Source organism: Methanosarcina hadiensis (assembly GCF_046529725.1).
GTDB lineage: Archaea > Halobacteriota > Methanosarcinia > Methanosarcinales > Methanosarcinaceae > Methanosarcina > Methanosarcina hadiensis.
In genome coordinates this window covers 48,433-70,940 of sequence record NZ_CP136241.1, presented here as the reverse complement: position 1 = coordinate 70,940, position 22,508 = coordinate 48,433, and the positions used below count along the sequence as shown (strand labels likewise).

General features: G+C 40.7%; 21 protein-coding genes and 1 tRNA gene. 10 read left to right on the top strand and 12 right to left on the bottom strand.

Features of this window, described 5'->3' with window-relative positions; translation table 11 throughout:
• Window positions 1-27: 27 nt before the first annotated feature.
• The 6 genes from RSJ42_RS00330 to cofD form a co-directional block, all read right to left on the bottom strand.
• Window positions 28-993, bottom strand: coding sequence for an exosome complex RNA-binding protein Csl4 (locus RSJ42_RS00330; protein WP_410508767.1), 966 nt, complete (start codon window positions 991-993; stop codon window positions 28-30).
• 252 nt (window positions 994-1,245) lie between these two features.
• The gene (locus RSJ42_RS00325; RefSeq protein WP_410508766.1) at window positions 1,246-1,839 is read right to left on the bottom strand and encodes an METTL5 family protein; all 594 of its coding nucleotides are present in this window, start codon (window positions 1,837-1,839) and stop codon (window positions 1,246-1,248) included.
• 96 nt (window positions 1,840-1,935) lie between these two features.
• Complete coding sequence (gene dph2 / locus RSJ42_RS00320; protein WP_410508765.1) at window positions 1,936-2,943, bottom strand: diphthamide biosynthesis enzyme Dph2; 1,008 nt, start codon at window positions 2,941-2,943, stop codon at window positions 1,936-1,938.
• Window positions 2,924-3,493 carry a hypoxanthine/guanine phosphoribosyltransferase gene (gene hpt, locus RSJ42_RS00315; RefSeq protein ID WP_410510270.1) on the bottom strand — a complete coding sequence of 190 codons (570 nt, stop codon included), beginning with the start codon at window positions 3,491-3,493 and terminating at the stop codon, window positions 2,924-2,926. Before hpt ends, dph2 begins: the two co-directional genes overlap by 20 nt.
• Before the next feature lie 412 nt (window positions 3,494-3,905).
• Window positions 3,906-6,032 carry an FmdE family protein gene (locus RSJ42_RS00310; RefSeq protein WP_410508764.1) on the bottom strand — a complete coding sequence of 709 codons (2,127 nt, stop codon included), beginning with the start codon at window positions 6,030-6,032 and terminating at the stop codon, window positions 3,906-3,908.
• A 449-nt stretch (window positions 6,033-6,481) separates the two neighbouring features.
• Entirely contained in the window at window positions 6,482-7,411 is a 930-nt protein-coding gene (gene cofD / locus RSJ42_RS00305) for a 2-phospho-L-lactate transferase (protein WP_410508763.1), read from the bottom strand.
• Between the two features lie 137 nt (window positions 7,412-7,548).
• Here cofD and RSJ42_RS00300 point away from each other — a divergent pair, with 137 nt between their 5' ends.
• The 6 genes from RSJ42_RS00300 (at window position 7,549) to RSJ42_RS00275 (ending at window position 10,867) form a co-directional block, all read left to right on the top strand.
• Window positions 7,549-8,766 carry an HD domain-containing protein gene (locus tag RSJ42_RS00300; protein ID WP_410508762.1) on the top strand — a complete coding sequence of 406 codons (1,218 nt, stop codon included), beginning with the start codon at window positions 7,549-7,551 and terminating at the stop codon, window positions 8,764-8,766.
• 4 nt (window positions 8,767-8,770) lie between these two features.
• Entirely contained in the window at window positions 8,771-9,151 is a 381-nt protein-coding gene (locus tag RSJ42_RS00295) for a hypothetical protein (RefSeq protein ID WP_410508761.1), read from the top strand.
• Complete coding sequence (locus RSJ42_RS00290) at window positions 9,151-9,702, top strand: UbiX family flavin prenyltransferase (RefSeq protein ID WP_410508760.1); 552 nt, start codon at window positions 9,151-9,153, stop codon at window positions 9,700-9,702. The genes RSJ42_RS00295 and RSJ42_RS00290 overlap by 1 nt, the downstream gene beginning before the upstream one ends.
• Before the next feature lie 118 nt (window positions 9,703-9,820).
• Window positions 9,821-9,895, top strand: a tRNA-Pro gene (locus RSJ42_RS00285).
• A 468-nt stretch (window positions 9,896-10,363) separates the two neighbouring features.
• Complete coding sequence (locus tag RSJ42_RS00280) at window positions 10,364-10,603, top strand: hypothetical protein (protein ID WP_410508759.1); 240 nt, start codon at window positions 10,364-10,366, stop codon at window positions 10,601-10,603.
• Window positions 10,604-10,867: a type II toxin-antitoxin system RelE family toxin gene (locus tag RSJ42_RS00275; protein ID WP_410508758.1), complete on the top strand. Its 264-nt coding sequence runs from the start codon at window positions 10,604-10,606 to the stop codon at window positions 10,865-10,867.
• A 300-nt stretch (window positions 10,868-11,167) separates the two neighbouring features.
• On the opposite strand, the gene RSJ42_RS00270 is transcribed toward RSJ42_RS00275, so the two are convergent.
• The 3 genes from RSJ42_RS00270 to RSJ42_RS00260 all read right to left on the bottom strand — a co-directional run bounded on the left by RSJ42_RS00270 (window position 11,168) and on the right by RSJ42_RS00260 (window position 17,147).
• Complete coding sequence (locus RSJ42_RS00270) at window positions 11,168-11,995, bottom strand: hypothetical protein (RefSeq protein WP_410508757.1); 828 nt, start codon at window positions 11,993-11,995, stop codon at window positions 11,168-11,170.
• Between the two features lie 1,683 nt (window positions 11,996-13,678).
• A complete protein-coding gene (locus RSJ42_RS00265; RefSeq protein WP_410508756.1) occupies window positions 13,679-15,820 on the bottom strand; it encodes an ATP-binding protein in 2,142 nt (713 codons plus the stop codon).
• Complete coding sequence (locus RSJ42_RS00260) at window positions 15,810-17,147, bottom strand: DNA double-strand break repair nuclease NurA (RefSeq protein ID WP_410508755.1); 1,338 nt, start codon at window positions 17,145-17,147, stop codon at window positions 15,810-15,812. Before RSJ42_RS00260 ends, RSJ42_RS00265 begins: the two co-directional genes overlap by 11 nt.
• A gap of 254 nt (window positions 17,148-17,401) precedes the next feature.
• Here RSJ42_RS00260 and RSJ42_RS00255 point away from each other — a divergent pair, with 254 nt between their 5' ends.
• The 3 genes from RSJ42_RS00255 to RSJ42_RS00245 all read left to right on the top strand — a co-directional run bounded on the left by RSJ42_RS00255 (window position 17,402) and on the right by RSJ42_RS00245 (window position 18,965).
• Window positions 17,402-17,662 carry a DUF2683 family protein gene (locus tag RSJ42_RS00255; protein WP_410508754.1) on the top strand — a complete coding sequence of 87 codons (261 nt, stop codon included), beginning with the start codon at window positions 17,402-17,404 and terminating at the stop codon, window positions 17,660-17,662.
• A gap of 14 nt (window positions 17,663-17,676) precedes the next feature.
• A complete protein-coding gene (locus tag RSJ42_RS00250) occupies window positions 17,677-17,925 on the top strand; it encodes a type II toxin-antitoxin system RelE family toxin (protein ID WP_410508753.1) in 249 nt (82 codons plus the stop codon).
• 155 nt (window positions 17,926-18,080) lie between these two features.
• The gene (locus RSJ42_RS00245; protein WP_410508752.1) at window positions 18,081-18,965 is read left to right on the top strand and encodes a follicular epithelium yolk protein subunit; all 885 of its coding nucleotides are present in this window, start codon (window positions 18,081-18,083) and stop codon (window positions 18,963-18,965) included.
• A 210-nt stretch (window positions 18,966-19,175) separates the two neighbouring features.
• Here the strand turns inward: RSJ42_RS00245 and RSJ42_RS00240 are convergent, their stop codons facing one another.
• From RSJ42_RS00240 to RSJ42_RS00230, 3 genes are all read right to left on the bottom strand, one after another.
• On the bottom strand, window positions 19,176-19,535 hold the full coding sequence (locus RSJ42_RS00240) for a hypothetical protein (RefSeq protein WP_410508751.1): 360 nt from the start codon (window positions 19,533-19,535) through the stop codon (window positions 19,176-19,178).
• A gap of 187 nt (window positions 19,536-19,722) precedes the next feature.
• A complete protein-coding gene (locus RSJ42_RS00235) occupies window positions 19,723-20,220 on the bottom strand; it encodes a hypothetical protein (RefSeq protein ID WP_410508750.1) in 498 nt (165 codons plus the stop codon).
• A gap of 186 nt (window positions 20,221-20,406) precedes the next feature.
• Complete coding sequence (locus tag RSJ42_RS00230; RefSeq protein ID WP_410508749.1) at window positions 20,407-20,904, bottom strand: hypothetical protein; 498 nt, start codon at window positions 20,902-20,904, stop codon at window positions 20,407-20,409.
• Window positions 20,905-21,279: 375 nt separating this feature from the next.
• Between RSJ42_RS00230 and RSJ42_RS00225 the strand changes: the two genes are divergently transcribed.
• A complete protein-coding gene (locus RSJ42_RS00225) occupies window positions 21,280-22,221 on the top strand; it encodes a PHP domain-containing protein (protein ID WP_410508748.1) in 942 nt (313 codons plus the stop codon).
• Window positions 22,222-22,508: the final 287 nt, after the last annotated feature.

Here is a 22,508-nt window from a genome sequence, read left to right as displayed (position 1 = left end):
CCGCTCAAAGTAAGGTGGGGAAGAAAATTACCTGATCCCCTTCCCGTACTCAGTTGAGATCTTACGGGTTTCAGTCATATTGCAGACAGGACATTTAAGCTTTTTCCCTTCCAGCACAAGTTCTCCTTTGCAGTTTGAACAGTAAGCTTTTACGACCCCAAGAGAATCTTCAGCTGTGGTAAGCCGCATTCTCTCAACATCAATGACCCTGGCTCTTATAATATCAGAAGGCCTGAACTCATCTGCCAGCCTCTTAACATAGGAGTCCCTTACATTCGAGACATGGATATCCCCGGGCCTTGCACCTACGACTTCCCTGTTTTCTTTTCCTTCGATCCCTGCAATTTCCACCATTGCTCCGGATTCGCGCACATCTGTGATCCTGCCGTAGATGATATCTCCTACTTTCAGGATATTTGGAGTAATAGTGTTTGGTTTTACCGAGACTATCCTGGCTTTTCTGTCAATGAGTACGTTGCCTGTTGCAGTAGAATAAATGTCTCCTGCAATTACTGCAGTTCCGTCGCCCGATTTAAATTCCTCTGTAGTTCCTACAAGTTCTCCGGGAAGAACAAAACCTCCTTTTTCAAGGTCTTCTTCGGGTGTTACGGGTTCTGCAGGAGGCCTGAACCCCTGGGATTCTTTTCTGTCTCTGGGGCCGCCGCCTTTCTTGGGATAGGAGAACTTCCTCTTTTTGTCAGCCTCTCCTCTGTACTGGTCCTTTGACTGGCCTCTGGATTGCCCGCGAGGTTGATCCCTTGACTGGTCTCGGGGTTGAGATTTAAACTGAGTCCTGGGCTGGCCTTTTGGCTGGTCTCTTGCCTGCTCTCTTGGCTGGGTTTTAAACTGAGCCCTGGGCTGATCCCTCTGCTGACCTTTAAACTGGTCCCTGTTTTCTTCACTCCCTGGAGTTTCTTTTTCAGTTCCAGGTTTTCCTTCACCAGGACCCGTTAATTTTTTCCTAGTAGTCTTATTCTTTCGAATTCTAATCATGATCCCTCATTCGAATTATCGCTATTAGTGATATAGATAATCATTGCAACAATTTTAAATCATTAGAGAACCTGGAGCGGGAATGAACCCATAGCTTACTCATTTCACGGATGAAAAACACTTATTTCCGTATTGTTCTCTATCTTATGATCTATTCCTTGTTCAATAAGCTCATCAGTTCCGCCTTTCAGAATGGAGCATAAAGGTGTAAGCTGTAAAACATGATACCTTGAAGGACTCCTGAAAACAGGATCAGTCATGAACAGCAATTCTGTAAATCTCTACCTCAATCACTTCTCTTTCTTTTTGATGGAAGTCGAAAGTTCTCTTTATAGGGAACTTCGCAACGTACGAGTGAGTAATGACCGCAGGCTTAATGAACTTTTGGATAAAAGAAAGGCTTCCGCGGTTGTGGATGGAATATATTACTTCACTTGTTCTTAATGCTGACGAAAGGAAAGGTCTATCCCTTCCTTTGACTCTTGCCCCGAAAGGAGGGTTCATAACTGTGGTTTTTACACGTTCCGAGACTCCCGTGATATCGGAATTAATGAATTCTGCCTCAACCCCGAGCCTTTCAGCATTTTTCCTTGCAATCTCAAGAGCTTTCGCATCCGTATCATATCCAATAACTTTCTCTGCTCCCAGAAGTTTTGCTCCTATTGCAAGAATACCCGTACCGCAGCCCAGGTCCTGGACTGAGCCATCAAGGTCTCCCTGCATGTAAGCAAAATGGAGTATTTCCGCAGCAAGAAGGGAAGGTGTCTGGTACTGTTCCAGTTCAAGTTCAGGGTCAGAAAACCCTTCTATCTCTTCAAGCAGCATTTCAAGCTTTCTCTGTTTCATATCTCGAATTCTTCTTAATTACTCGATTTATTACTCGATTTATTACTCGATTTATATCCGATAGAAAATTACGCAGCCACTATTGTATGATAAAAATCACACCGGCTCTTCGGTGATCTCATCAAGCACAAGCTTTTCCCAATCGCGTTCTCCAAGGACTATTTCAAATTCCTGAGGCGTCAGCATAGGAGCAGGAAAGCGCCCCACTTCATCCACAGCAAGCCTTGGGCAGGCGGTATTTACGAAAGCATCTACCTTAAACTGAAGCAGCTGGTCCGGGGTTACGAGGTCGATAAGGATCAGGTGTGCCTCTTTTCCGTGCTTTTTTGCGAGTTCTTTTAAAGAAGAAGCAAGCTTTACTCTCTCCTGCCCGTTTTTACTTGAGACAATGATCCCGAACACCTGTGCATCCAGAGATTTTGCAATTACAGCACTCCTCTGGCGCAGAATCCTTGAAGGGTCAACCTCGCGGACTTTTCCGGAAAACGGATCGGCTGCAAGTACGCGTTTCTTTGTGGAAAGGGCTACTCCCAGAGGATGGAAATCCCCGCTTCCGATGTAAAGGTACTCGTCGCAATCCTCATCCCGGGCTGCCGAAAAATTGCATCCGAGAACCTGCCCCGCGTAAGCAATACGCGAGTCACCACGCCCGATAACGCAGGTCTTTCCCATTTTCTCCAGCACGCTGCATGCATCAGGAAGTTTATGGACATGCTGAACAGTGGTAATCAGCCCTATTTTCTGACCTTCGAGTTCGCGGACAGCCTTTTCAATAACAGGCCTGACGTCAACCGAAGATCGGGTTTCGATAAAATAGACTTTATCCGAGAGCCTTATGTCTTCCAGTTCCGCATGCCCGAAATGGAAAAGAATGTCAACGTAGTCAAGGAGAGTCCTGTCCAGGTCGCAAGCCCCGAAACACGGATCTCCTGATATAATAATTTCAGCCCCTGTCGCCTCTTCGACCTTTTTTGCCAGCTCGGGACCTTTGCGTTTTAATCCTTCAGGAAACTGAAAACCTACGAGCTTCGCTTTAGTGTCTTTTATTACGCTGATTATATATTCAGGCCTCAGGTCGAATGCTTCACTGATTCCTAAAGACATCCTTGATCTCCACACCTTTCTCACTTACATCAATCGTAACGAGAATTTTCGGGTCAACTCCAAGCTCTCTCAGCTTCAGATAGCCGTCTCCGCGCCCTATAACGGAAACCACATCCGTTATCTTAACGCCCATATTCTGCAGCGCCCTCACAAGGGCAAGGAGTGTTCCCCCTGTACTGATAACGTCGTCAACGATAATTACTGTGTCCCCTTTTTTGAGCCCGTTTATATAGAGGACGCCCTTCGAATATCCTGTGCTCTGAGAGAGTTCGACTTCCCCTTCAAGGAAATATGGCCTCTTTCGAACAATGGTGAGAGGAATTCCGGTTTTAAGGGAGAGGGCGTTTGCAACCGGAATGCCCATTGCTTCCACTGTCAGGATAGTGTCAACTTTCAGGTCTGCGATTTCTGTGATATAATCCGAGATCTCTTCTACAAGATGGGGGTCGATAGAAGGTACGCCATCGGAAATAGGATGGATAAAATAATTGTACTCCCCTCGCTTGATTATAGGGGATTTGATCAGTGAATCTTGCAGTCTTTCAAGCATGGTTTTAACCTTTTTCTGGCTGTCTCGATATTCCGGGAAGTAAAAAATCCTGAAATTAAGCCTGCTCCCTTTAGTACTGTTTCCCGAATCCAGGAATGTAAGCGTATATAAGTGCACAAAATTGCTGCCGGGAAAGAGAAGTTGATTTCAAGGAAACATCAAAGTACTTCATATAGCTTTGGTTTTCCAGTCCCGGTCCGTTTATGTTCGGGATGCAGGAAATTTACATTAAATAGCTATTTCAGTGTTAATAAGTTTAAGGATGCCCGGATAAAAAGTGAGAATGAATAAATAAAAATAAAATCAAGAATCAAACTGAGAGAGAAAAACGCAAGAAAGATAAAATAAGGTAAAAAGGAATCCATTAAAGATTCCACAGCGTTTTTCATGCTAATTCATATTTGAGTTTTGATTATGCAGTTACTGATTCAGCAGACTCCAGATTCTGGGTACTTACATTTTCCCCCTGGTTGAGTAGTCCAAGGACTTCATAGGGATTGGTATCTGCCAGTTTCATTTCACTCAGGGTAGCATCATCAATATCAATGACTGCGATTTCAGTAACAAGACCGTTCCAGTGTTCAGGATTCATAAGCCAGAGATCCTTCAGATATTTTGAAACCCATTCAGGATCGCCCTCTTTTGCCCCGCAATTTGCACTCGCAACATCAGAGTTGTACCCGAGCACAACTGCCTTCAGAGTTCCTGCATTCTTATCTCTGACAACGAAAATTCCAGCAAGGTCGCTTCCAATTGCATTAAGCTCCTCGTCTGTCAACTCTGAGACAAAAATCCCTCCTTTTCCAGGGGTTGCATCCCAGCGCTTTAAGAAAATATCATCCTTACACCAGTGAGGAGTGGAGAAAACCGTGTAACTTACACCTTCTTCAAGCGGGTAATTTTCTTCCATCCAGTTTGCGAGCACAAAGCCGCTCGAGACTCCGGGACAGAAATGGTTGTGTATTTCAAGGCACTGCATAAGTTCATAATCGAAATTTCCTGTAGCCCACGCATTGGAAAGTGTAAGTATGGCAAATTCACGCCCGTTAAAAACCTTTGAGTTTACTTTTTCGCTCCAGGCTGCTCTGGACTCCTGGCTTCCGGAAAGCGTCTCAAAGTCTATATTTTCTGTTACCTGATAGCTGATCTTATCTTCATTTTCGTATGAAGCCTCAATATAAGTGCATTTCCCGCTTGATTTGTCAAAAAAAGCAAACCATAAGGGGGCATTTCTTGTGTTCTGGACTACAAGCAGGTTCTTTGTATACTGCAACTCTCTTCCATAGAATTCAGAATAGAAATCATTTAGAAAAAAATCGGACTCTGCAGGAGAGCCGATATCAGTCATTATAAAAGTGTTTTCAGGCCCGAGAGCTCCCAGCTCTGCTTCGGCTGCGGAAAAGACCTGATCTATCAATTCCTTATCTTTAGCTGGAGGATTAACATTTCCATTTGAGTTGAGAAGCCCGAGAACTTCATAGGGATTGGAACCTGCCCGCTTCATCTCACTCAGGGTATCCTTGTCAATGTCAATAACCGCAATATTCGTAACAAGGCCTTCCTCATCCCAGTTGCCTCTGTCCATAAGCCAGAGGTCTGCCAGGTATTTCGAAATCCATGCAGGATCATCTTTTTTTGCCCCGCACTTCGTATTCACAACATCAAAGTCAAACCCGAGTACCACTGCTTTCATTGTTCCTGCGTTCTTATCCGTAACCACAAATATTCCGGCAGGAGAATTCCCGATCGCTTCGATCTCTTCATCAGTCAGCGCAGAGACAAAAATTCCTCCTTTTCCAGGGGTTGCATCCCAGCGTTTGACAAAAATGTCCTCTTTACACCAGCTGGGGCAGGAAAAAATCGTGTAACTTATTCCTTCTTCAAGCGGGTAATTTTCTTCCATCCAGTTTGCGAGCACAAAGCCACTGGAAACTCCGGGACAGAAGTGGTTGTGTATTTCCAGGCACTGCATAAGTTCATAATCGAGATTTCCTGTAGCCCAGGCATTGGAAATCGTAAGTATGGCAAATTCATGCCCTTTAAAAACAGTAGAATTTATTTTTTCATTCCAGGCATCTACGGACTTCTTGTTTTTCGAAAGCTCATTAAAGTTTATATTTTCTGTGACCTGATAGCTGATCTTGTCCTCATCTCCATATGAGACCTCGATGTAAGTACAGTTCCCGCTTGATTTGTCAAAGAACGCAAACCAGAGAGGAGCATTCCTTGCATTCTGAACAACAAGGAGATTATCAGTATATTTCAAATCCCTTTCATAGAACTCCGAGTAAAAACTGTCCAGAAAGACATAAGATTCTGCAGGAGATCCAATGTCAGTGATTATAAGGATATTTTCAGGTCCGATGCTTCCCAGCTCTGTTTCGGCTGCGGCAAAAACCTGAGCCATTAACTCCTGACTATCAGTTTCGGCTGCCATCCCCGGAATGGTACCAAGGGAAAAGATGAGTACTGTCAGGAAAACAAAATTGGTGATTTTTGTTTTGATTTTCTTGTTTGTAAACAAACATCTTTCAATCATATTTTTACCTCTACTGCCCATAAGTCATCTTTATCCTGATACAGGTAGTGTATTCAGGCGTAACATTTTCCTACAAACGTAACTTAACAAATAGGATAAAAAATCGATTTTATGTTTTTTAGTGTTACAAATTATCAAGAAAATAATACATAAAACTTTCGAATTTTGTTAACGTTGAATATTCGCAGGTACTAGAGAAGGGGATAAAGGGGATCTATGGGAAAAAAAGAGAGGAGAGGAAACAAAAAATAGAGAATAAAAGAATACCGGGAAGGGAAGAAAAAACAAGAATACGGAAAGAAGAGAAAAGAGAAAGAATAAAAAAGGAAAGAAAAAAAAGAAAAGAATAAGGAAAGAAGAGAGAAAGAAGAATATAGAAAAGGAAAGAAAAAAGGAAAGAAAAAGTAGGGAAAGGAAAATAAAGAGAGAAAAAAAGTCAAAAAGAAAAGTTAACGGCAGACAATATTGTCAAAAAGCCTGACCACAATCTCTGCAAGTTCTTTGCTCTTCTCTGTAGATGTCATCAGGGTGTCTGCACGGACAGCATGACATCCGATTTTCTCGAACGCGAATTCATCTGCGCGGTCCCTTTCATCGAAAACGAAGACATCAAGGAAATCCTGATAGTATTCAGCGACTCCCATTGAAGAGACTTCAAGCCCACAGGCAGGCATCAGTTTCCCGGCAGGGCCGCTGACAGGGGCATTCCCGATAATCGGGCTGACTGCTACTACTTTTTTCTTTTGTAGGATTTCCTTCATTCCCGGAAGCGAAATAATCGGACCTATACTTGTGATAGGGTTGCTTGGACCTATAAGGACATTATCATCGTTTTCAAGGGCTTCGAGCACATTTGGAGAAATTAAAGCTTCGGAAACTCCCCTGATATCCACTCCCTGAACATCGGGTTCTCCTCGTCTTCCTATCCAGAATTCCTGGAAATGCATTACTCCGCCAGCAGTTTCTATATAAGTGGAAACAGGATTGTCAGACATAGGTAAAATATTTGCATTTATCCCGAAAATGGAAGCCAGTTTTAAAGTTGCCTCTGTAAGGGACTTTCCGTTCCTGATAAGGTCTGAGCGGATAATATGAGTTGCCCTATCCATGTCCCCGAGCTTCATACTCTCTTCAATCCCAAGTTCCTTCATGCGCTCATAAGTCTTGAAGGTATCATGCTCTATGCCCCACCATTTCTTCCTGTCAATCTGGTCTGAGAAAAGATAGAGCACTGTATCCAGATCTGGAGAGATCAGGTTCCCAGAAACCCAGAGGTCTTCGGCAGTATTTACAACAACTGTCAATTCCTCCGGCGGGAGAATTTCCCTGAGCCCATCAAGGAGTTTGGGAGTTCCAGTGCCGCCTGAAAATATAATCATGATATTACCTGTATCTAATACCTGTTTCCCAAGTTATTTCAACTTTCGGGCAGCAGGTACCTCTTAATTTGCGTATTAAAGCAGTATCATCAAAGTAATAGATACAACAATATATAATGACATCTGTCTAAAGATTAATGAAAGTAGTCCTTGATCCCGTACACGGTTATATAGAACTGGATGAAGTCGTCCAGGAAATCCTGGCTACCTCCCAGATGCAACGCCTCAGAAGAGTCAGACAGCTTGGATTTTCAAACCTTGTATATCCGGGAGCAAACCATACACGTTTTGAACACTCCCTCGGAGCCATGCACCTTGCCTCCATGCTTATGAAAAATCTTAATTCTATCGATGAGGATAAAAAACTGGAGATCAGAGTTGCTGCTCTTTTGCATGATGTGGGGCATGGCCCTTTTTCCCATGTAACAGAGAACGTAATTTACAAATATACCAGGCGCAGGCATGACGAGGTAAAAGAAATAGTAGGAAAAGGAGAGATTAAAGATGTGCTTGGTAAGCACGGGATTTACCCCGGAGAGCTTGCAAAACACGTCGAAGGTGAGACATCCCTGGGGCAGATCCTTAGCAGTGAGATAGATGTGGACAGGATGGACTACCTTGTCCGGGATGCTCATTATACAGGTGTTGCTTTCGGGGTTGTGGACTATAACCGCCTGATTAACCAGATGCGTTTTCATGAAGACAGGCTCGTGATCGACGAAGGAGGGCTTAAAGCAGCCGAATCTCTCCTTGTCTCCCGTTTCTGGATGAACACTTCAGTTTATTACCACCACGTGACAAGAATCTCGGAATCCATGTGCTCAAAAGCCGTTGAATATATGATACAGGACGGAGAGCTCGACCCATTCCGGTTAAGGCAAATGGACGATATAGATCTCACAGCAGCCATGCGAAACTCAAAGGGGTATGGAGGAGAACTTGGCAGGAAGATCGATTCACGTAAACTGTATAAAAGGGCGCTTTATATAGGGCTTGAAGATGCAGGGAAAGGCGTGTTAAAACACAGGGATAGAATTGAGAGAGCTGAGAAAGAAATTGCAGAACTTGCCGGAGTTGACCTGCAATGCGTGCTTGTAGATATTCCAAAAACCCCTGAAATGCTTGAAATGAAGGCAATGATAAAAACAAACCATAAACTGGTTCCCCTTAATGAAGCATCGCATTTCGTGTCCATTCTGCAGGAAGCTCATATGGATAACTGGAGAATGGGGGTTTACTGCCCGAAGGAACACTGTGAAGCTGTGGGAAAGGCTGCAAAGGAATACTTTAATGTAAAAAAAGTAACAAAACAATTCAAGTTGAGCGATCTGGAAGAAACTGAAGTAAAGGAGTAAAATTTTGTTTAGAATCACTAAGGAAGTCAGCAGGATAGAAATCACTCTCGAAGCGAAGAAACTGGGGGAAGACTACCTGCTGACTCTTACCGGCGGAAAGGAGCATGCTGGCGCAGTTGCGGTAGGGCTGTTTGATGAAAAAAGCGGTAGAGCCAGCTCTTCCGTGCTCACACTCCCGGGGCACAGGGAAGAACAGCTTGCCCTTGACAGCGCAAGAAGGGTAAGCAAAGCAACTGAAAAAACGTCGGTAGTTGTTGTCGGTATCCACGTAGATAATATCAGCCTGGAAGAGATAAAAGAAATAGTCTCAACCGCAGAGGAAATGGTCGGAAACTTCATTGCCTACTGTGAAGAAAGTGATTTGACAGCAAGGAGAAATGAATAATGGAAATAATTGTAGGTATCAGCGGAGCTTCAGGGGTTCAGTATGGAATCCGCCTTCTTGAAGTGCTGGCAAAAACAGGGATTAAAACCCATCTTGTACTTACCGAAGCTGCAAAACAGATAATCGAGATCGAAACTGATTACTTACCCGTGGAAGTCGAAAAACTGGCTACCTGGAATTATTCCCAGAAAGACTTCTCAGCCCCAATAGCCAGCGGCTCTTACAAAACTTCGGGAATGATTATTGCTCCATGCAGCATGAAGACTCTCGGAGCGGTCGCAAACGGAATATCCGATACCCTGATAACAAGGGCTGCGGATGTCTGCCTGAAAGAAGAGAGAAAACTTATCCTCATGACAAGAGAAACTCCCCTCAACCTTATACACCTCGAGAATATGCTGAAAGCCAAAAAAGCTGGTGCAAGCATACTTCCGGCATGCCCTGGCTTTTATTCCAGACCGAAAACCCTTGAAGACCTTATAGATACTATGGTCGGCAGGGCACTTGACCTCCTGGGGGTAGAAAACGATATTTATCAGCGCTGGGAATGAGAAAAATTCTTATTTTACTCATTTTGATTCTTGAGTTCAGAGTACAGCCGCACGTTCTATCGAAAGCTATATAAAGGATAATATCCTTTGAAGGGAAGCCCTTATGGCATATCCTTTTGGGATAGTAGGGTAGCTTGGTCCATCCTCGAGCGTTTGGGACGCTTGGACCGCGGTTCAAATCCGCGCTATCCCATTCTTTTTCATATTTTCTTTTTTATATTTATACATCTTTTTACAGATGCTTCTGTAAAAATGAATATTTGCGGTTTATTTTAAGTTTTAGTGTTCTTAACCCCAGTTTATGAGCCTATCCCAAAAGCTATTTTTTTATGCACTTATCATTTAGGTTTCATTACTACTTTCCTGGTTAGTAGCTCGATTGATTACTTCAAAATTGAGAACTAAGTAAGTAGTTTTTGAGTTTTGGGGTCAGCTCTATTATTAAGCAGGATAATTTCTCCTTCGTAAATTTTCCACTTAAATTAAAGAAATTAGATAGCATATTACCATTCTTTTGACTTCCTTTTTATTCTACTGCATGCTGCTTATGAATTTTTGCAACAGAACCTTTAAAAGCGCCATAGAGAGGGATATTCCCATCAACCTGTGATTATCAAGTCTCTATAGAATATTTTTAACCTATAGAAACTTATAGGTTGTTATGGCAGCGACAACAACAATCTGTATTGATCCTGATATCAAGAGAAAGTTAGACGATTTAAAAGCATATAAAAACGAATCTTATAATTCTGTCGTTGAAAGGCTTATAAAAATAGCATATGACGAAGAACCGTTAACAGATGAAGACATAAAAGGCATTGAGGAGAGCCTGGAGGATATTAAAGCAGGTAGAGTATACAGCGAAGAGGAAGCTAAACGTATGATGGGTATTGAGGATTAAATGTATTCTGTTGAGTATACAGCGAATGCGATTAAAGATATGAATAAATTACCTGCTGAAGTAAAAACAAAAATCTTCAGTGCTGTTAGCAAAATCAAAGAAGATCCTTATGAGCATGTCAAGAAGCTAAAAACATCTGCCAAAACGCCTCTTTATTCCTTAAGAGTGAGAGAATATAGGATAATAATGGCAATTAAAGACCCTGTACTTATTATTCAGGTCGTTGAAGTCGGTAATCGGAGTAAAATATATCAAAATTATTGAGCTCTTACAAAATCCTCTTAATTTGTCCTTCGACCATTTTTAAATGAACTTTAATTTTCGCAAAATTAGTACGAAATCTTTACCAATTTGTGATACTCAGATTATATAGGAATCTCATTTTTACCGAAATTTCCACTGGAAAACTTCAAAATCATGTAAGTGCCCGAAAAATGCATTTTTCCTTCAATTTTGCTCTAATTTTATTCATTTGATTGAGCAGGATAGAAGGGAGTATTGCAGGATAGAAGGAGCTCCTGCCAGCAAGGAATTCTAAATAACAGGCCTGTTTCTTGAAGTAACTTAATGTGCAATCTGTTGTTCTGCCTGTCTCTCATCTTTTATAGAACCAGTATCATGAACTGCATATTCATATATTACTGGCTGCATAGCTTCCATTATCTCTATTTTATTCCAAGGAACTAATGTTAATACATTTTTTTCACTTAACGCTATCAGAGATTTATTCCGAATTTCTTTTAGTTGACCTTTAATTTCTCCATTTCCAGTTTTTATTATTATGTATGGAAAACCGTTTTGATAAAAAGATGTTATTGTTTCAGTTATTACAGAAGATAATATTCTGTTTATAGAATATGCAGCTATAAGGCAACCAACGGAATATAGAAGCCCAAATGCAAAAATAAATTCGATATATTGAAAATATGGGAGATTTATTTTCACACTATCATATATATAAAGGAAATAAGTATAATTATATTCATGGTCTGAAAAATCATTTAAACGTTCAATAGAGTACATTTGTAAATAATAAGGAATCAAATTAAATATCAGCATATACACGCCTAATAAATACCCTATCAGAAGCCAATGTGATGCATAAACATATCTTATTCCTTCCTTAATTTTTCCATCTGATGTTAGTTGTTGTTTGAATAGTTTTGAAAGGCTGTTGGAAATATACCTTATTATCCACTTAATTTTGCCGTCTGATGTTAGTTGTTTTTTGAATAGTTTTAAAAGGCTGTTGCAAAGTTTTATTATCCGCTTACTACCCTCTGGTGCTGATTGTGGTTTGAATAGATAGTCTAAAAAAAATACATAAAGAGTAAGAACCCAAAAGATAAAAAAGATTATACAGTTTAAACCTGTACATGCAATCAGTTCCATATCCATTGGCCCTATATTGTCATTATGAAAAAAAGTTTGAATGGAACTGAAATTTGAAAACCAATAATCAATCAAATATGATACAACTTCTTGATACAAATATTGTGTAATATATGCACCTAAAAAAAGACCAAAAAAAATGAAAAGGAAACTAGAAGAAAAAGAGTCAAATTTGTAGTCTAATATTAATAGTTGATATTTAAATATGGAAGGGAAGTCTGATCTTAAAAGTTTAATATATTGACTTTTTTCACGAAAACTCAAAAAATTTTTGAGTGGTTCTTGTATAATGCACGTTATAAGTATAAGAAAGATAGGAATCAATAACTGTGATATAATGTTTAGTGGCTCATTACTATTGATTTCCAATTTTTATCACAATATGCATAATGAACTTATATAATATGTATTTTGAGATTTTTACCAGAATTTCAGTGATTTCCAAAATGATTTTTCGTTTCCTTATTTTTCCGGAAGCAGTTATGTATTTGCTCATTTTCAAGAGCCTTGAGCACAGGTAATGAGAGGCAAGCATAGAGAAGAAGGGAAAGAGAAGAAGAGACCGATGCCATGAAAAACAGCTATTAGCAGAAGAGTGGTTAAGAAAGACAACTTGCATCCAAAGTTGCAGGCAGACTTCTTATAGAAAAAATAAAAAAGCCTGATAAAAAAATAAATCAGGAAACTCATTGTTCAAACATAGGGGAAAACGTTTTTGAATCCAAAAAGCAGCCCGATGCAGATAAGCACCAGTCTATCCGAAGGTTCAAATATTACAGTAGAGTTTTTATACTTCCATGTCAGTTTCATAGTAATACCTTCTTTTCTTTAAAGTGTTCAGAGGAGTCTGGTACACTCCTCTGAATTAAACACTTTCAAACAGTACGAATATCTCTACAACTATTTAAATCTTGGTCAGAAATTCAGTAAGAAATGGTACAAATTTAGCCCGTATTTTTTGATTTAAAGGCTTAATATTCCTTGTGTTAAGTAAAGTACGTAGTTACTTAACAGATGGCAATAAAAATCATGAAGTTCAATCCAAAAAAACTCCATAATATTTTTATACATGCCCTGGCAGCACTTTTCTAAACTCATTTATTCCATAGTATACAGGAATGTATAGTATCCTGCCGATCTGGCCACGAGTAAATGCAAAATTAATTTTTGAAAAATACAAAAGCATACATAAACCGTATCTGTAGGCTCCTTTTTATCCTTAACGTTTTTGTTTTTACTTTCAGAATATATTAATATTACATTTGCTTTTTTCCCTTCGTACAAGTCCGTAAATAGAGGACAGACTTTTAATGCTTATCGAATGCGAAGAACGAAAGGTGCACGGGTGGGAAAAAGAATATACACCATTCCCATTTAAAAACAAGCGTATATCTCTATAAATTGACGCTCTAGTGAGCTTTTCGGATCCCATCCTGGTAAAAAGTAATCAACTGCTTCTGAAAAATCGACTGGCTTGATCGCAGGTACAAAAGGATCTGGATAAGCAAAATCAGGATATTTCAGGATACACTCTATGTAAAAAGTACATTCTGGAAGACAGGTAAAAAGAAAAGTAACCATAAAAATGAAAAAGAAGAGACAAGTGCCTTACTTCATAAGGCAGGCATGCGCAGATAACTTTTTCCTGAAAATCAGATTCGTTATTTTCAATTTTCTGATTTTTTAACGGTGCCTCACAACACAGTTTGAAAGCCCGAGAATTTCCACGATATCGCTGTTATCAGGGCTGTGGATAACCATCTGCCCTTTCTTAAGGTAGGGAATCCTGCGCTCGTATTCTTTAGGGACTTTCAGGGAAGAGATTGCAGCATCGTTATTGAGGTTAAGGATTAGCTTTGTATTAATCTGCTTGATGACAGTATCATCAATGTCCTGAGGGTCCTGCGTGATCAAAAAGAGCCCGAGAGCTTCTTTTCTTCCCTGGCGTGCTGCATCTGCAAAACGAGAAATAATAAGGCGGGCATGTTCCCCGTTTGCCTTTGAAAGGTAGCGGTGAGCTTCGTCCAGCGCCAGGATAATCGGAGTTTCTTTGATAGCATCAATCCCTGTGGTATTGAGCTTGTTATCAACTATCAGGCTCATAATCGTCAGAACTATGAGATCCCTGATCCTTGGGGAGCTTATGTATTCGGTAGGGAAAACAGAAATCTGCCCTGGTTTGAAGATTTTATCAACGATGTTGGAAATCGGGGTTGCATCGCGGTCAAAGACCTTTGAGAAAAATTTGCTGCTAACTCTCCGGACGATCCCGTCATAAGAAGACTCATGGATTCTATTGCTATCAATGTAGTAAGAACGAGTGCCTTCGTTCTGAATGTGGCTGATAAAGTTCTGATAAGTATGCGGCACGCTTGACTTGAAGAAGTCTCCGAGGAGTACTTCAAGCCCGATAAATTGAAGTTCGGACATCCCTGCTGCTGCAATAAGCCATGAATTGTGTTCCACAAGGGAAAAAGGAATTGTAAACTCGATCTGCTCTGCTCTTGACTTGTCTCCGGGGTATTTCTGCCCATCGACCTTTGCCACAAAAGCTTTTGTGGACTGAACCCTGCCGTAAGTAACATTTTCGGATTCAAACCTGAATTTGTCGTCCTCTGTAAGGATATCGTTGTCCTCAAAAATCTGGGAATATTCATCCTGAGGGTCCATAATTACCAGGCAAGGGTTTTTCCTCGCCTTATCGGGAGAGTTGCGCAGCCTGTACCGGTTGTTTTCAGTCATGAACTGGCGCAGGATGTTTTTCGAGAGAAAAGTCTTTCCCGTTCCCGTGCTCCCGCAGATAAGCATATGCCTGAAGATAAGGGGATCGCCCATAGAATAATCGTTCCTGAGATAATAAGCAACGGTCTCGGGTTCGGAATGTGTCTTTACAAGCTCTCCTCCAACGCTGAGGTGCCCGAGGAAAATCCCTTCTTCCGGAATGTTCAGCCCTGTCTGGACTTCAAGCCTGTCCGTAACAGGCAGTATGGGCGTGTTCGGGCGGGGAATCCTGTCTGCCATCCTGCGCGTGAGTGAGCCTTCTACTCTCTTACGGTACAGGATGCATAGAGGATCAAGGCAGGCAAGGAACTTGTAATCGGCTTCGTTTATAGGGCTTGCCCGCGAATTCAACATACGGCGTGAGTGGATTTCAGTTGCATCATCCACTGCAAACTCCTGCCTGTACTGGAGTTTTCCCACCCGTGCAAAGAGCTTTTCGCTGTCTTCATAAGGCACAACAACATACGTCCCAAGCCTGATCTCACTCCTGCGGGCAGAAGCGATGTATCCTGTAATCGTAGCTCCTGAGGGAGTTATTTCCAGGGGCTCTATGCCTGTTGTGACAATTCCGAAAGCCTCACCCAGGGATGGATCAGTTCTGGAAAGACTGACTCCAGTATCATATTCTTCGAATGTTTCAAACGGAAGTTCATCCTTTTCGGAAAATCCGGCAACTGATGAATCTTCGGGGAAAAAAGAAGCAGGTTCCGGAATAGCTCCGGAAAGGCTGGAAAGACCGGAGAGCGTATTAGAGAACAATTTTGGATCAATACCTGAAGATTCTTGATTAGACTTTACAAGGGTTTCAGGCGAAGGAGAAGGAAACTCGTCAAAAGCCGGTTGTGTGCCTTGGTTAGGAGTCTCCTTAGGTAAAACATTTTCTGGAGCCTTCATCTCATTTTCGGGACTTAGCTTTAATCCAGTGTTTTCGCCTGAGCCTGCACTCTTTTCAGAATTTTCAGAATTAGTAGCTTTTTCAGGAGCAGAAGTCAGTTTAGACTTATTGGAAATAAAAGCAAGAATGTCGGCATCTTCATACTTCATTGAACTTACCCCACCGGGTGTCATTATAAGTTATATCAGGACTCATATTTTCAAAGAATTTGTCAATTTCCTGCCTCTCCACTTTCCGGATTTTTGCTAGGTGGTCTGCCTTTGTGAGAGTAAGGGGAAAACCGTTCAGGGAAAGGTCAAAGAGCACTTTTTTAGTAATTTGCATACGCAGGAAATCATCTTTAATAAGCCCGTAAGGGGCTTCAACCTTAAAAACCACATCCTTAGAAGGCACGTAAAGCATGAAGAAACAGAGAGCATAATCTTCAGGCGAGAACCTGTGCCTGAGCTTTTGCTGGATCATGTCCCCGGCTGCAAGAGGAGAAGTCCCGTTAAGCATCCTTTCATAAAACCTGTTGGGCTGTAAAAACCAGTTAGTGTAAGTAATGTATGCACTTCTGGGGCCATTGTGTTTTCCGTTTCCGTTATTTCTGGAGCTACACCCGTTATGCCCGTTACCTGAAGTATTCCCGGCTTTTTCGGGAGAAAGGATATTTCGGAAAAACTGGGCATCAAGCATCCACGGCAGGTCAAAAGCTTCCCTTTTCTTCCGGACGCTGTCCATGATCTGCATGTCAGTGGGATTTTTTACAAACCCTATTATAGGGCTCTTTTTTTCCAGAAAATGGTCCATTACATCAATGTAATTCTGGAGAATTTTTCGGGCATCCGGGTTCTGCCTGATCCTTACCTCATCATCATCCAGCACCATCCAGTACATGAGCTGTTTTGGATAAATGGGCCCGTCCATTATGAAAAAGCTGTCAGGCTCTATCCTGTCCTTCATGAAAAGAAGGTGCTCGGACTCTGCAAGATACATGGCAAAACTGTGTACCATATCAGGAGCCTTTCTTTTCAGCTCATCAGGAGCAATAGTGACCAGCTTTGCCCTTCCAAGCCCTTCGTCAAAAGTTTCCCAGCCTGATGTCGCCCGCATTGCAATCCTTTGTGAAGAGGAATAAGCAGCACAGACAATCGTTCTGCACCTCTGGACATCAAGGTCCGTAGGCGTTGCAGCCAGCCCGCAGTGGCAGAAGTCTACAAAAAGCCCGCTGTCATAAGTCCTTGGATTCGTGCTCCCGCTGTCGCAGGCGTAGGTAACGGGATAAGGATCTTCGCCCTGCGCCATCAGCTCGGTCCTGACCATCCCACGGAAGAGCCTGTCCACAGCCTTAAGAATTACCTTCTCACCAATTTTCAGTTCCTCAAGTAACTTATAAATATCCGCTGCCGTTTTCGGGTCATCAGCTTCAAACGATTGATCAATTCTCTCTGCAAGCTCCGAGATCTTATGCATATGCACGGGCTCAAGGGTCATGAATAAAAGATACTTTAAACAGTAATATATATTTGTTGAGTGAAAGCAGAGTTAAGGACAGGTTTCCTGAAAATTTCGTAGTAAAAACTGCTATTATTCTGGTGAATGTCTATAACCTTTCATTGTTTCATATAGATAGAAATTTTTTGAGTGGGTAAGGCGTAAATTACAGTTGACACGATCTCATAGATAAGTCTCATTGAAAAAATAGCATTATATTCGGCGTGTGCACATAATATGCACATGGGATGCATATGATTCAAGCTAGAGTAAAAATATCAGATAAAACGAACCAGGTTTTGAATATTGTTAAAGCCAAATATAACCTGAAGGATAAGAATGCAGCTCTCGACCTGGTTGTAGCCCAATATGAAGAGAAAATACTTGAGCCTCAATACAGTCCTGAATTCGTAAAGGAGATGCTTGATTCAGAGAATGATGAAGTAATTGGACCATTCAAAAATGCCGATGAACTAAAAGCATATATCAAAAGCTTGCCTGATGAGGATGAGTAAGCTTATATAAATTATTGATCAAAGGAAAACTTTCAAAAGAGCTGAGAAAGTTAAGCAAAAGGAATCATATACTTTTTGAGGCAGTTTTCAAAAAAGCTGATGAAATCTTTATTAATCCTCAACATTACAAAAGTCTCAATTATCCCTTAAATAAATATAAACGGGTACATATTGATTCTAACTTTGTACTATGTTTTTCCGTTGACGAAAAAGAGCAAACTGTGACATTGGTGAAATTGGCCCATCACAAAAATGCTTATTAATCAAATTTTTTGAATATGAAAAGCTTGTTTATTCATATTTTCATTCAACTTTCCGATTTAATTACTTTCCGGCTTAACATCAGATGAAGCATGCGCAAACATATTTTATTACTTTGTAAAAAAATTTATATGCCATTGCTTTCATACAGAAAGGCATGGGAATACAAATCAGCATAAAGGCGGGTGCAGACGCAGCAACTTCCAGCGTCAGCGCTTCGGGAAGTGTACAGCACATCATCACAGATAAAGAGAGAAAGACATTCGGCATTGAAGATGCAGGCCTCAAGAATGCAGTCGGAAAATATTTCGGAAAGAACCCGAATGATGCCTATCTTCACAGCCCAACCCCATGGGATGACCTCTACAAAACATACGGATGGGCTGAAGTTCAAACAGTACTGGATGTCAAGAGTTCAACAGTAACCGGAATTACATCAGAACCGGTTATAGTGGCAACCAGGGAATTCGTCAACAGCAGCACAAAAGTAGCCACTTTCGATGCCAGCATTTCGGACCAGGTTACCAATACTACGGAAAGCAACTGGTCTCAGACTGATACTATTGAAGTAGGGCAGACAATTTCGTATAACATCAGTTTCCTCGGAGCCGGAGGAGGAGGAGAGACATCCATGTCCTACAACCATTCCTGGGGGCAGGGAGGGTCCGAGAGTAAAAGCATAACAGTCGGCTCAAGTTCGGGAGTCAGTGTTGAACTAAACCCTGGCGAGTCAGTTGAAGCTGTGCTGACAGCGAGTAGAGGCGTAATGAAGGTCAGGATTGTTTACCTGGCACATCTGACAGGCAGTACTGCTGTCAATTATAACCCGACTTATAAAGACCACCACTTCTGGGCTCTTCCCATTACCGGTGTTATGAGTTCTGCCAGCCTCCCGACAACCAGAGAGTATACGGAAGATATTGAGGTCAGCTATTACTCAGACGCAAAAATTGAACTCAGAGACCCGACAGGCCAGTTAAAGGCAACCTTTGTAGCGGCAAATAAACCAGCGATTGAAGGAATAGCAATTAAAGCAGTGTAAACATGTATGCATATAAAGAGCAGGCATAGCAGTACATGAATTGAACGTCGGGCAATAAAGAGAAGAATTTATCACCTGTAATAAAACGGTTTGACCGTTTTTTGTTTGATTTTATCCGGCCTGCTCAATTACTTTTTAAAAGAGTTACTCTCTATTTATCTTGCAGCAGTAGCCTACCATTCAATCCAATTTTAATCCTTTTTATCCCGTTCACTTTTTACTTATTTCGTCTCTTACTTCTGCTAATTTACTTCGAAGGTCACTATATTCATTTTTTAAGCTTCCAATGTCATCAGGAACAGTTCTTATCCTTGTTTCTATCATTTCTTTCATGTGTTCATTTTCTATCTCGTCAGAGATTTTACAGCTTAAATCTTCTTTAATATTCACCACATCTTCGATATATTCGTTTAACCTATCGACAAAATCCTCCATCTTCAATTCTCTTGCCACAGCTTGCAGGCTCTCTAATTCGTCTATCAGAGCATTTGCAGTATTATCCAGATTGTTCATTTTCTGTTCTAACCCTGTTAGCCTGGACAGTACATCCTTTTCCGAGAATTCGGACAACGTATTTTCCCCCTCAAATTATCAATAAATCTCCATATGAATTGTCACGTAAATTAAACGGTTATGTAAAATGTTGCATAAAAATTAACTTTCATGCTCTTCCCCAAAAAGAGCCACTATACTAGTATTGAGTTTTCCAGTATTATAAATTAAGGAGAAGAATAAAAAATGAAAAAGAACAGGGTAGTTATTTCAAGAAACCATTTTTCCAGAAAAAGTTTTTGTCAGGCTTCCGCTCGAATTTTTCAAAAATGCTCGGATAAAGTGCAGGATACTTTACTTCTTCAAGAGGGATACAGAACATCCTTTCAGGATGGGATGGGGTTCCGCCAAGTCCAATAACAACAAAGAAAGGAGACCTATTTTCTCTGGCGAAGTCCTGGTATCGTTTTAACTGTTCTGGTTTAGACCAGTGAAGTTTTTCTTCATACAGACCTGACCTGAATTTGCATTCCACATAAAAGATTTCTCCATCTGGGATGTAACGGATAGTAAGGTCAGGACCGGCATCTGATTCTACAAATCTATCGTGCTTTCGAGTAATGTCCGTGCTCCATTGAACGATAGAAAAGTACTTCTTATCAAAAAGATCAACGACATACCTTTCGAAGTCATTTCCTTTTTCTACAGATTCATCTTCTGTCAATGCTTCAACAGCTTTCATTATCTTATTTACAAGTCCCATATAAAATCCCAGACAGTATTTATTTATAAATACTGTCTTTATTACTTTAGAACTTTTCTATCAGGTGCATTATGTATTGGAGCAGAATCCTGTCCAGACTGGATGCAGAGAAAATATATTCATCAAAGATTGGCATAAACACTTTAAAAATGGAGTAATAAAAAATAAGAAAATTTTAATCAAAACTTATTTTAACATCTCTTTTTTCCAGGAGAAATTTTTCTTCGGGTTTCGTTCAAACTTCTCGCAAAGCTCTGGAGAGAGTGCAGGATACTTTGCCTCTTCAAGAGGAATGCAGAACATCCTTTTTGGCTTTCTAGCTTTTCCACCCAGACCTATAACCACAAAGAAAGGGATTAGATTATCGTTTGCAAAGGTTCTGTAACGCCCAAGCTGTTTTGGGGTTGACCACTGGAGCTGACCTTTATAAAGTTTTGACCTGAATTTGCATTCCACACAGAAGATTTCATTGGTACGCCTGTGGCGGAGGACAAGGTCAGGGCCGCAGTCGGATTCCACAAACCGGTTATGCTTCCTGGCCATATCCGTGGTCCACTGCACAATAGAAAAACTTCTTTCATTGAAGAGATCCACTACATACCTTTCAAAATCATCTCCTTTTTGTTCGGACTCACTTTCAAAAATAATGCTCAAAATTTTCCTTAGCTTTCTAAACAGACCCATAGTTACACCACTATTGTTTTTCAGAAAAATACTGGAATATTCTAACAGAGTTATAAATGTGATGGTATGGAATACAGGAAACTGAAGCTGTATTAATCAAAATAGTATCTTCTGGAGTCCGGTCCAGGGTATTCTCATCTTTTGTGGCAGCTCCGGTTCCAGCCTGCTCTTTTCTGTAATCTGAAGAATTTAGAAGGTATTTTTTAGATTTCAGGAAAACTTAATTTAAAAAAAGGATTATACTATAATAAGAGAAATATAAATCATAATAAAAATAATCAAACAAGAATTAAATTCTCAGAATTCTAAGCCTAAGGGGGAAGGCACAGGGATTACGGGGAAAAGCTGATAACACCGGAACAGGCAGCCGAGCTTATGGAAGAAGGCTGGAAACGGGCAGATCTCCATGTGCATACAACCTGTTCTTTTGACGTGCTTCCGGCAAAAGATCTGGATCCCAGGAGTCTCTATGAGAAGTCTCTTGAGATAGGTATGGATTTTATAACATTTACAGACCACGATACAATGGAGGCATATGAAATCCTTGGATGGGACTGTGAAAAGCTTGTCCCTGGGGTTGAGATGAGTATATATGATCCTGAACTTGCAGGGCATACCTTACATATTAATGTCTTCGAGCTTGACATGGAGGAATTTTCAGAACTAAGGGAAATAGCAGAAATGGAACGTAACCTTAAAGGTTTTATCAGATATTTAAAACGGCACAAACTCCCTTTTGTTTACAATCATCCTTTCTGGTTTGAGTTTCACAAGCATTCAAACCCTTCTGCAGTGCCGAAGCTGGCAAAGCTGTTTCCCGTACTTGAATATAATATGCATGAGCTGAAGCAGAAGAATGAACTTACAATTGCTCTTGCAGAAAGGTTTGGTAAAAGCATTATTGCAACAACGGATACTCACACAGGGAACCTGGGAAAGGTATATACCCTGGCAAAAGGGGACAGTTTCAGGGAATATTTCAGGAATATAGAAAAAGGGAGAAATTACATAGTTACCGAAGACCTTACAAGAGAGCTCCTGATTGAAGAGATGAATACATGGATAGACCTGATATTTGAAAAGAGCCGGAAAAGCCGGGATATAAAGGACTACCTTACAGGAGTGAAGTCCCTGGATGCAGTTGTGAAAATCTCGAGGAGCGCCCTTTTAAACTATTCTCCGAAACTCAACCGGACAGCTATGAACCTGTTTTACATGATCTCAAAAACAGGGCTTCCGGCTTCATTTTACATTCATTCGGAGAAGAGTCTTGCCAGAGAAATAGAAAAAAGTATTGAGATAAAAAGCCAGAAGTAAAAATTCATTTTTTCTTTTTTTACATTTTTTTATTCTAGCTTTCTTTATTCTCAAATTTGATAAAGTCCCAAAAATAAAAAACATATTATAGTGGCTGATTTTCAAATATACGAAAAAAATGGAAAGGTTTATTTACGAAATTGTTTAGAAATAGAGGCATAAAAGTCAAATTTTTTGTATGATTTTTGAATACCTAAATATGTAATATTAATAAAAAATGCAAATAAACATGAAGAAAAGGGTGCATTGAGGTTACATTATCTTTCTAGCTCATATTTTATGCATAC

Excerpts from the sequence above, each read along its gene's own strand:
- RSJ42_RS00330 (WP_410508767.1), bottom strand. The coding sequence starts at position 993 with ATGATTAGAATTCGAAAGAATAAGACTACTAGGAAAAAATTAACGGGT.
- RSJ42_RS00325 (WP_410508766.1), bottom strand. The coding sequence starts at position 1,839 with ATGAAACAGAGAAAGCTTGAAATGCTGCTTGAAGAGATAGAAGGGTTT.
- dph2 (WP_410508765.1), bottom strand. The coding sequence starts at position 2,943 with ATGTCTTTAGGAATCAGTGAAGCATTCGACCTGAGGCCTGAATATATA.
- hpt (WP_410510270.1), bottom strand. The coding sequence starts at position 3,493 with ATGCTTGAAAGACTGCAAGATTCACTGATCAAATCCCCTATAATCAAG.
- RSJ42_RS00310 (WP_410508764.1), bottom strand. The coding sequence starts at position 6,032 with ATGATTGAAAGATGTTTGTTTACAAACAAGAAAATCAAAACAAAAATC.
- cofD (WP_410508763.1), bottom strand. The coding sequence starts at position 7,411 with ATGATTATATTTTCAGGCGGCACTGGAACTCCCAAACTCCTTGATGGG.
- RSJ42_RS00300 (WP_410508762.1), top strand. The coding sequence starts at position 7,549 with ATGAAAGTAGTCCTTGATCCCGTACACGGTTATATAGAACTGGATGAA.
- RSJ42_RS00290 (WP_410508760.1), top strand. The coding sequence starts at position 9,151 with ATGGAAATAATTGTAGGTATCAGCGGAGCTTCAGGGGTTCAGTATGGA.
- RSJ42_RS00280 (WP_410508759.1), top strand. The coding sequence starts at position 10,364 with ATGGCAGCGACAACAACAATCTGTATTGATCCTGATATCAAGAGAAAG.
- RSJ42_RS00275 (WP_410508758.1), top strand. The coding sequence starts at position 10,604 with ATGTATTCTGTTGAGTATACAGCGAATGCGATTAAAGATATGAATAAA.
- RSJ42_RS00270 (WP_410508757.1), bottom strand. The coding sequence starts at position 11,995 with ATGGAACTGATTGCATGTACAGGTTTAAACTGTATAATCTTTTTTATC.
- RSJ42_RS00265 (WP_410508756.1), bottom strand. The coding sequence starts at position 15,820 with ATGAAGTATGAAGATGCCGACATTCTTGCTTTTATTTCCAATAAGTCT.
- RSJ42_RS00260 (WP_410508755.1), bottom strand. The coding sequence starts at position 17,147 with ATGACCCTTGAGCCCGTGCATATGCATAAGATCTCGGAGCTTGCAGAG.
- RSJ42_RS00255 (WP_410508754.1), top strand. The coding sequence starts at position 17,402 with ATGATTCAAGCTAGAGTAAAAATATCAGATAAAACGAACCAGGTTTTG.
- RSJ42_RS00245 (WP_410508752.1), top strand. The coding sequence starts at position 18,081 with ATGGGAATACAAATCAGCATAAAGGCGGGTGCAGACGCAGCAACTTCC.
- RSJ42_RS00235 (WP_410508750.1), bottom strand. The coding sequence starts at position 20,220 with ATGGGACTTGTAAATAAGATAATGAAAGCTGTTGAAGCATTGACAGAA.
- RSJ42_RS00230 (WP_410508749.1), bottom strand. The coding sequence starts at position 20,904 with ATGGGTCTGTTTAGAAAGCTAAGGAAAATTTTGAGCATTATTTTTGAA.
- RSJ42_RS00225 (WP_410508748.1), top strand. The coding sequence starts at position 21,280 with ATGGAAGAAGGCTGGAAACGGGCAGATCTCCATGTGCATACAACCTGT.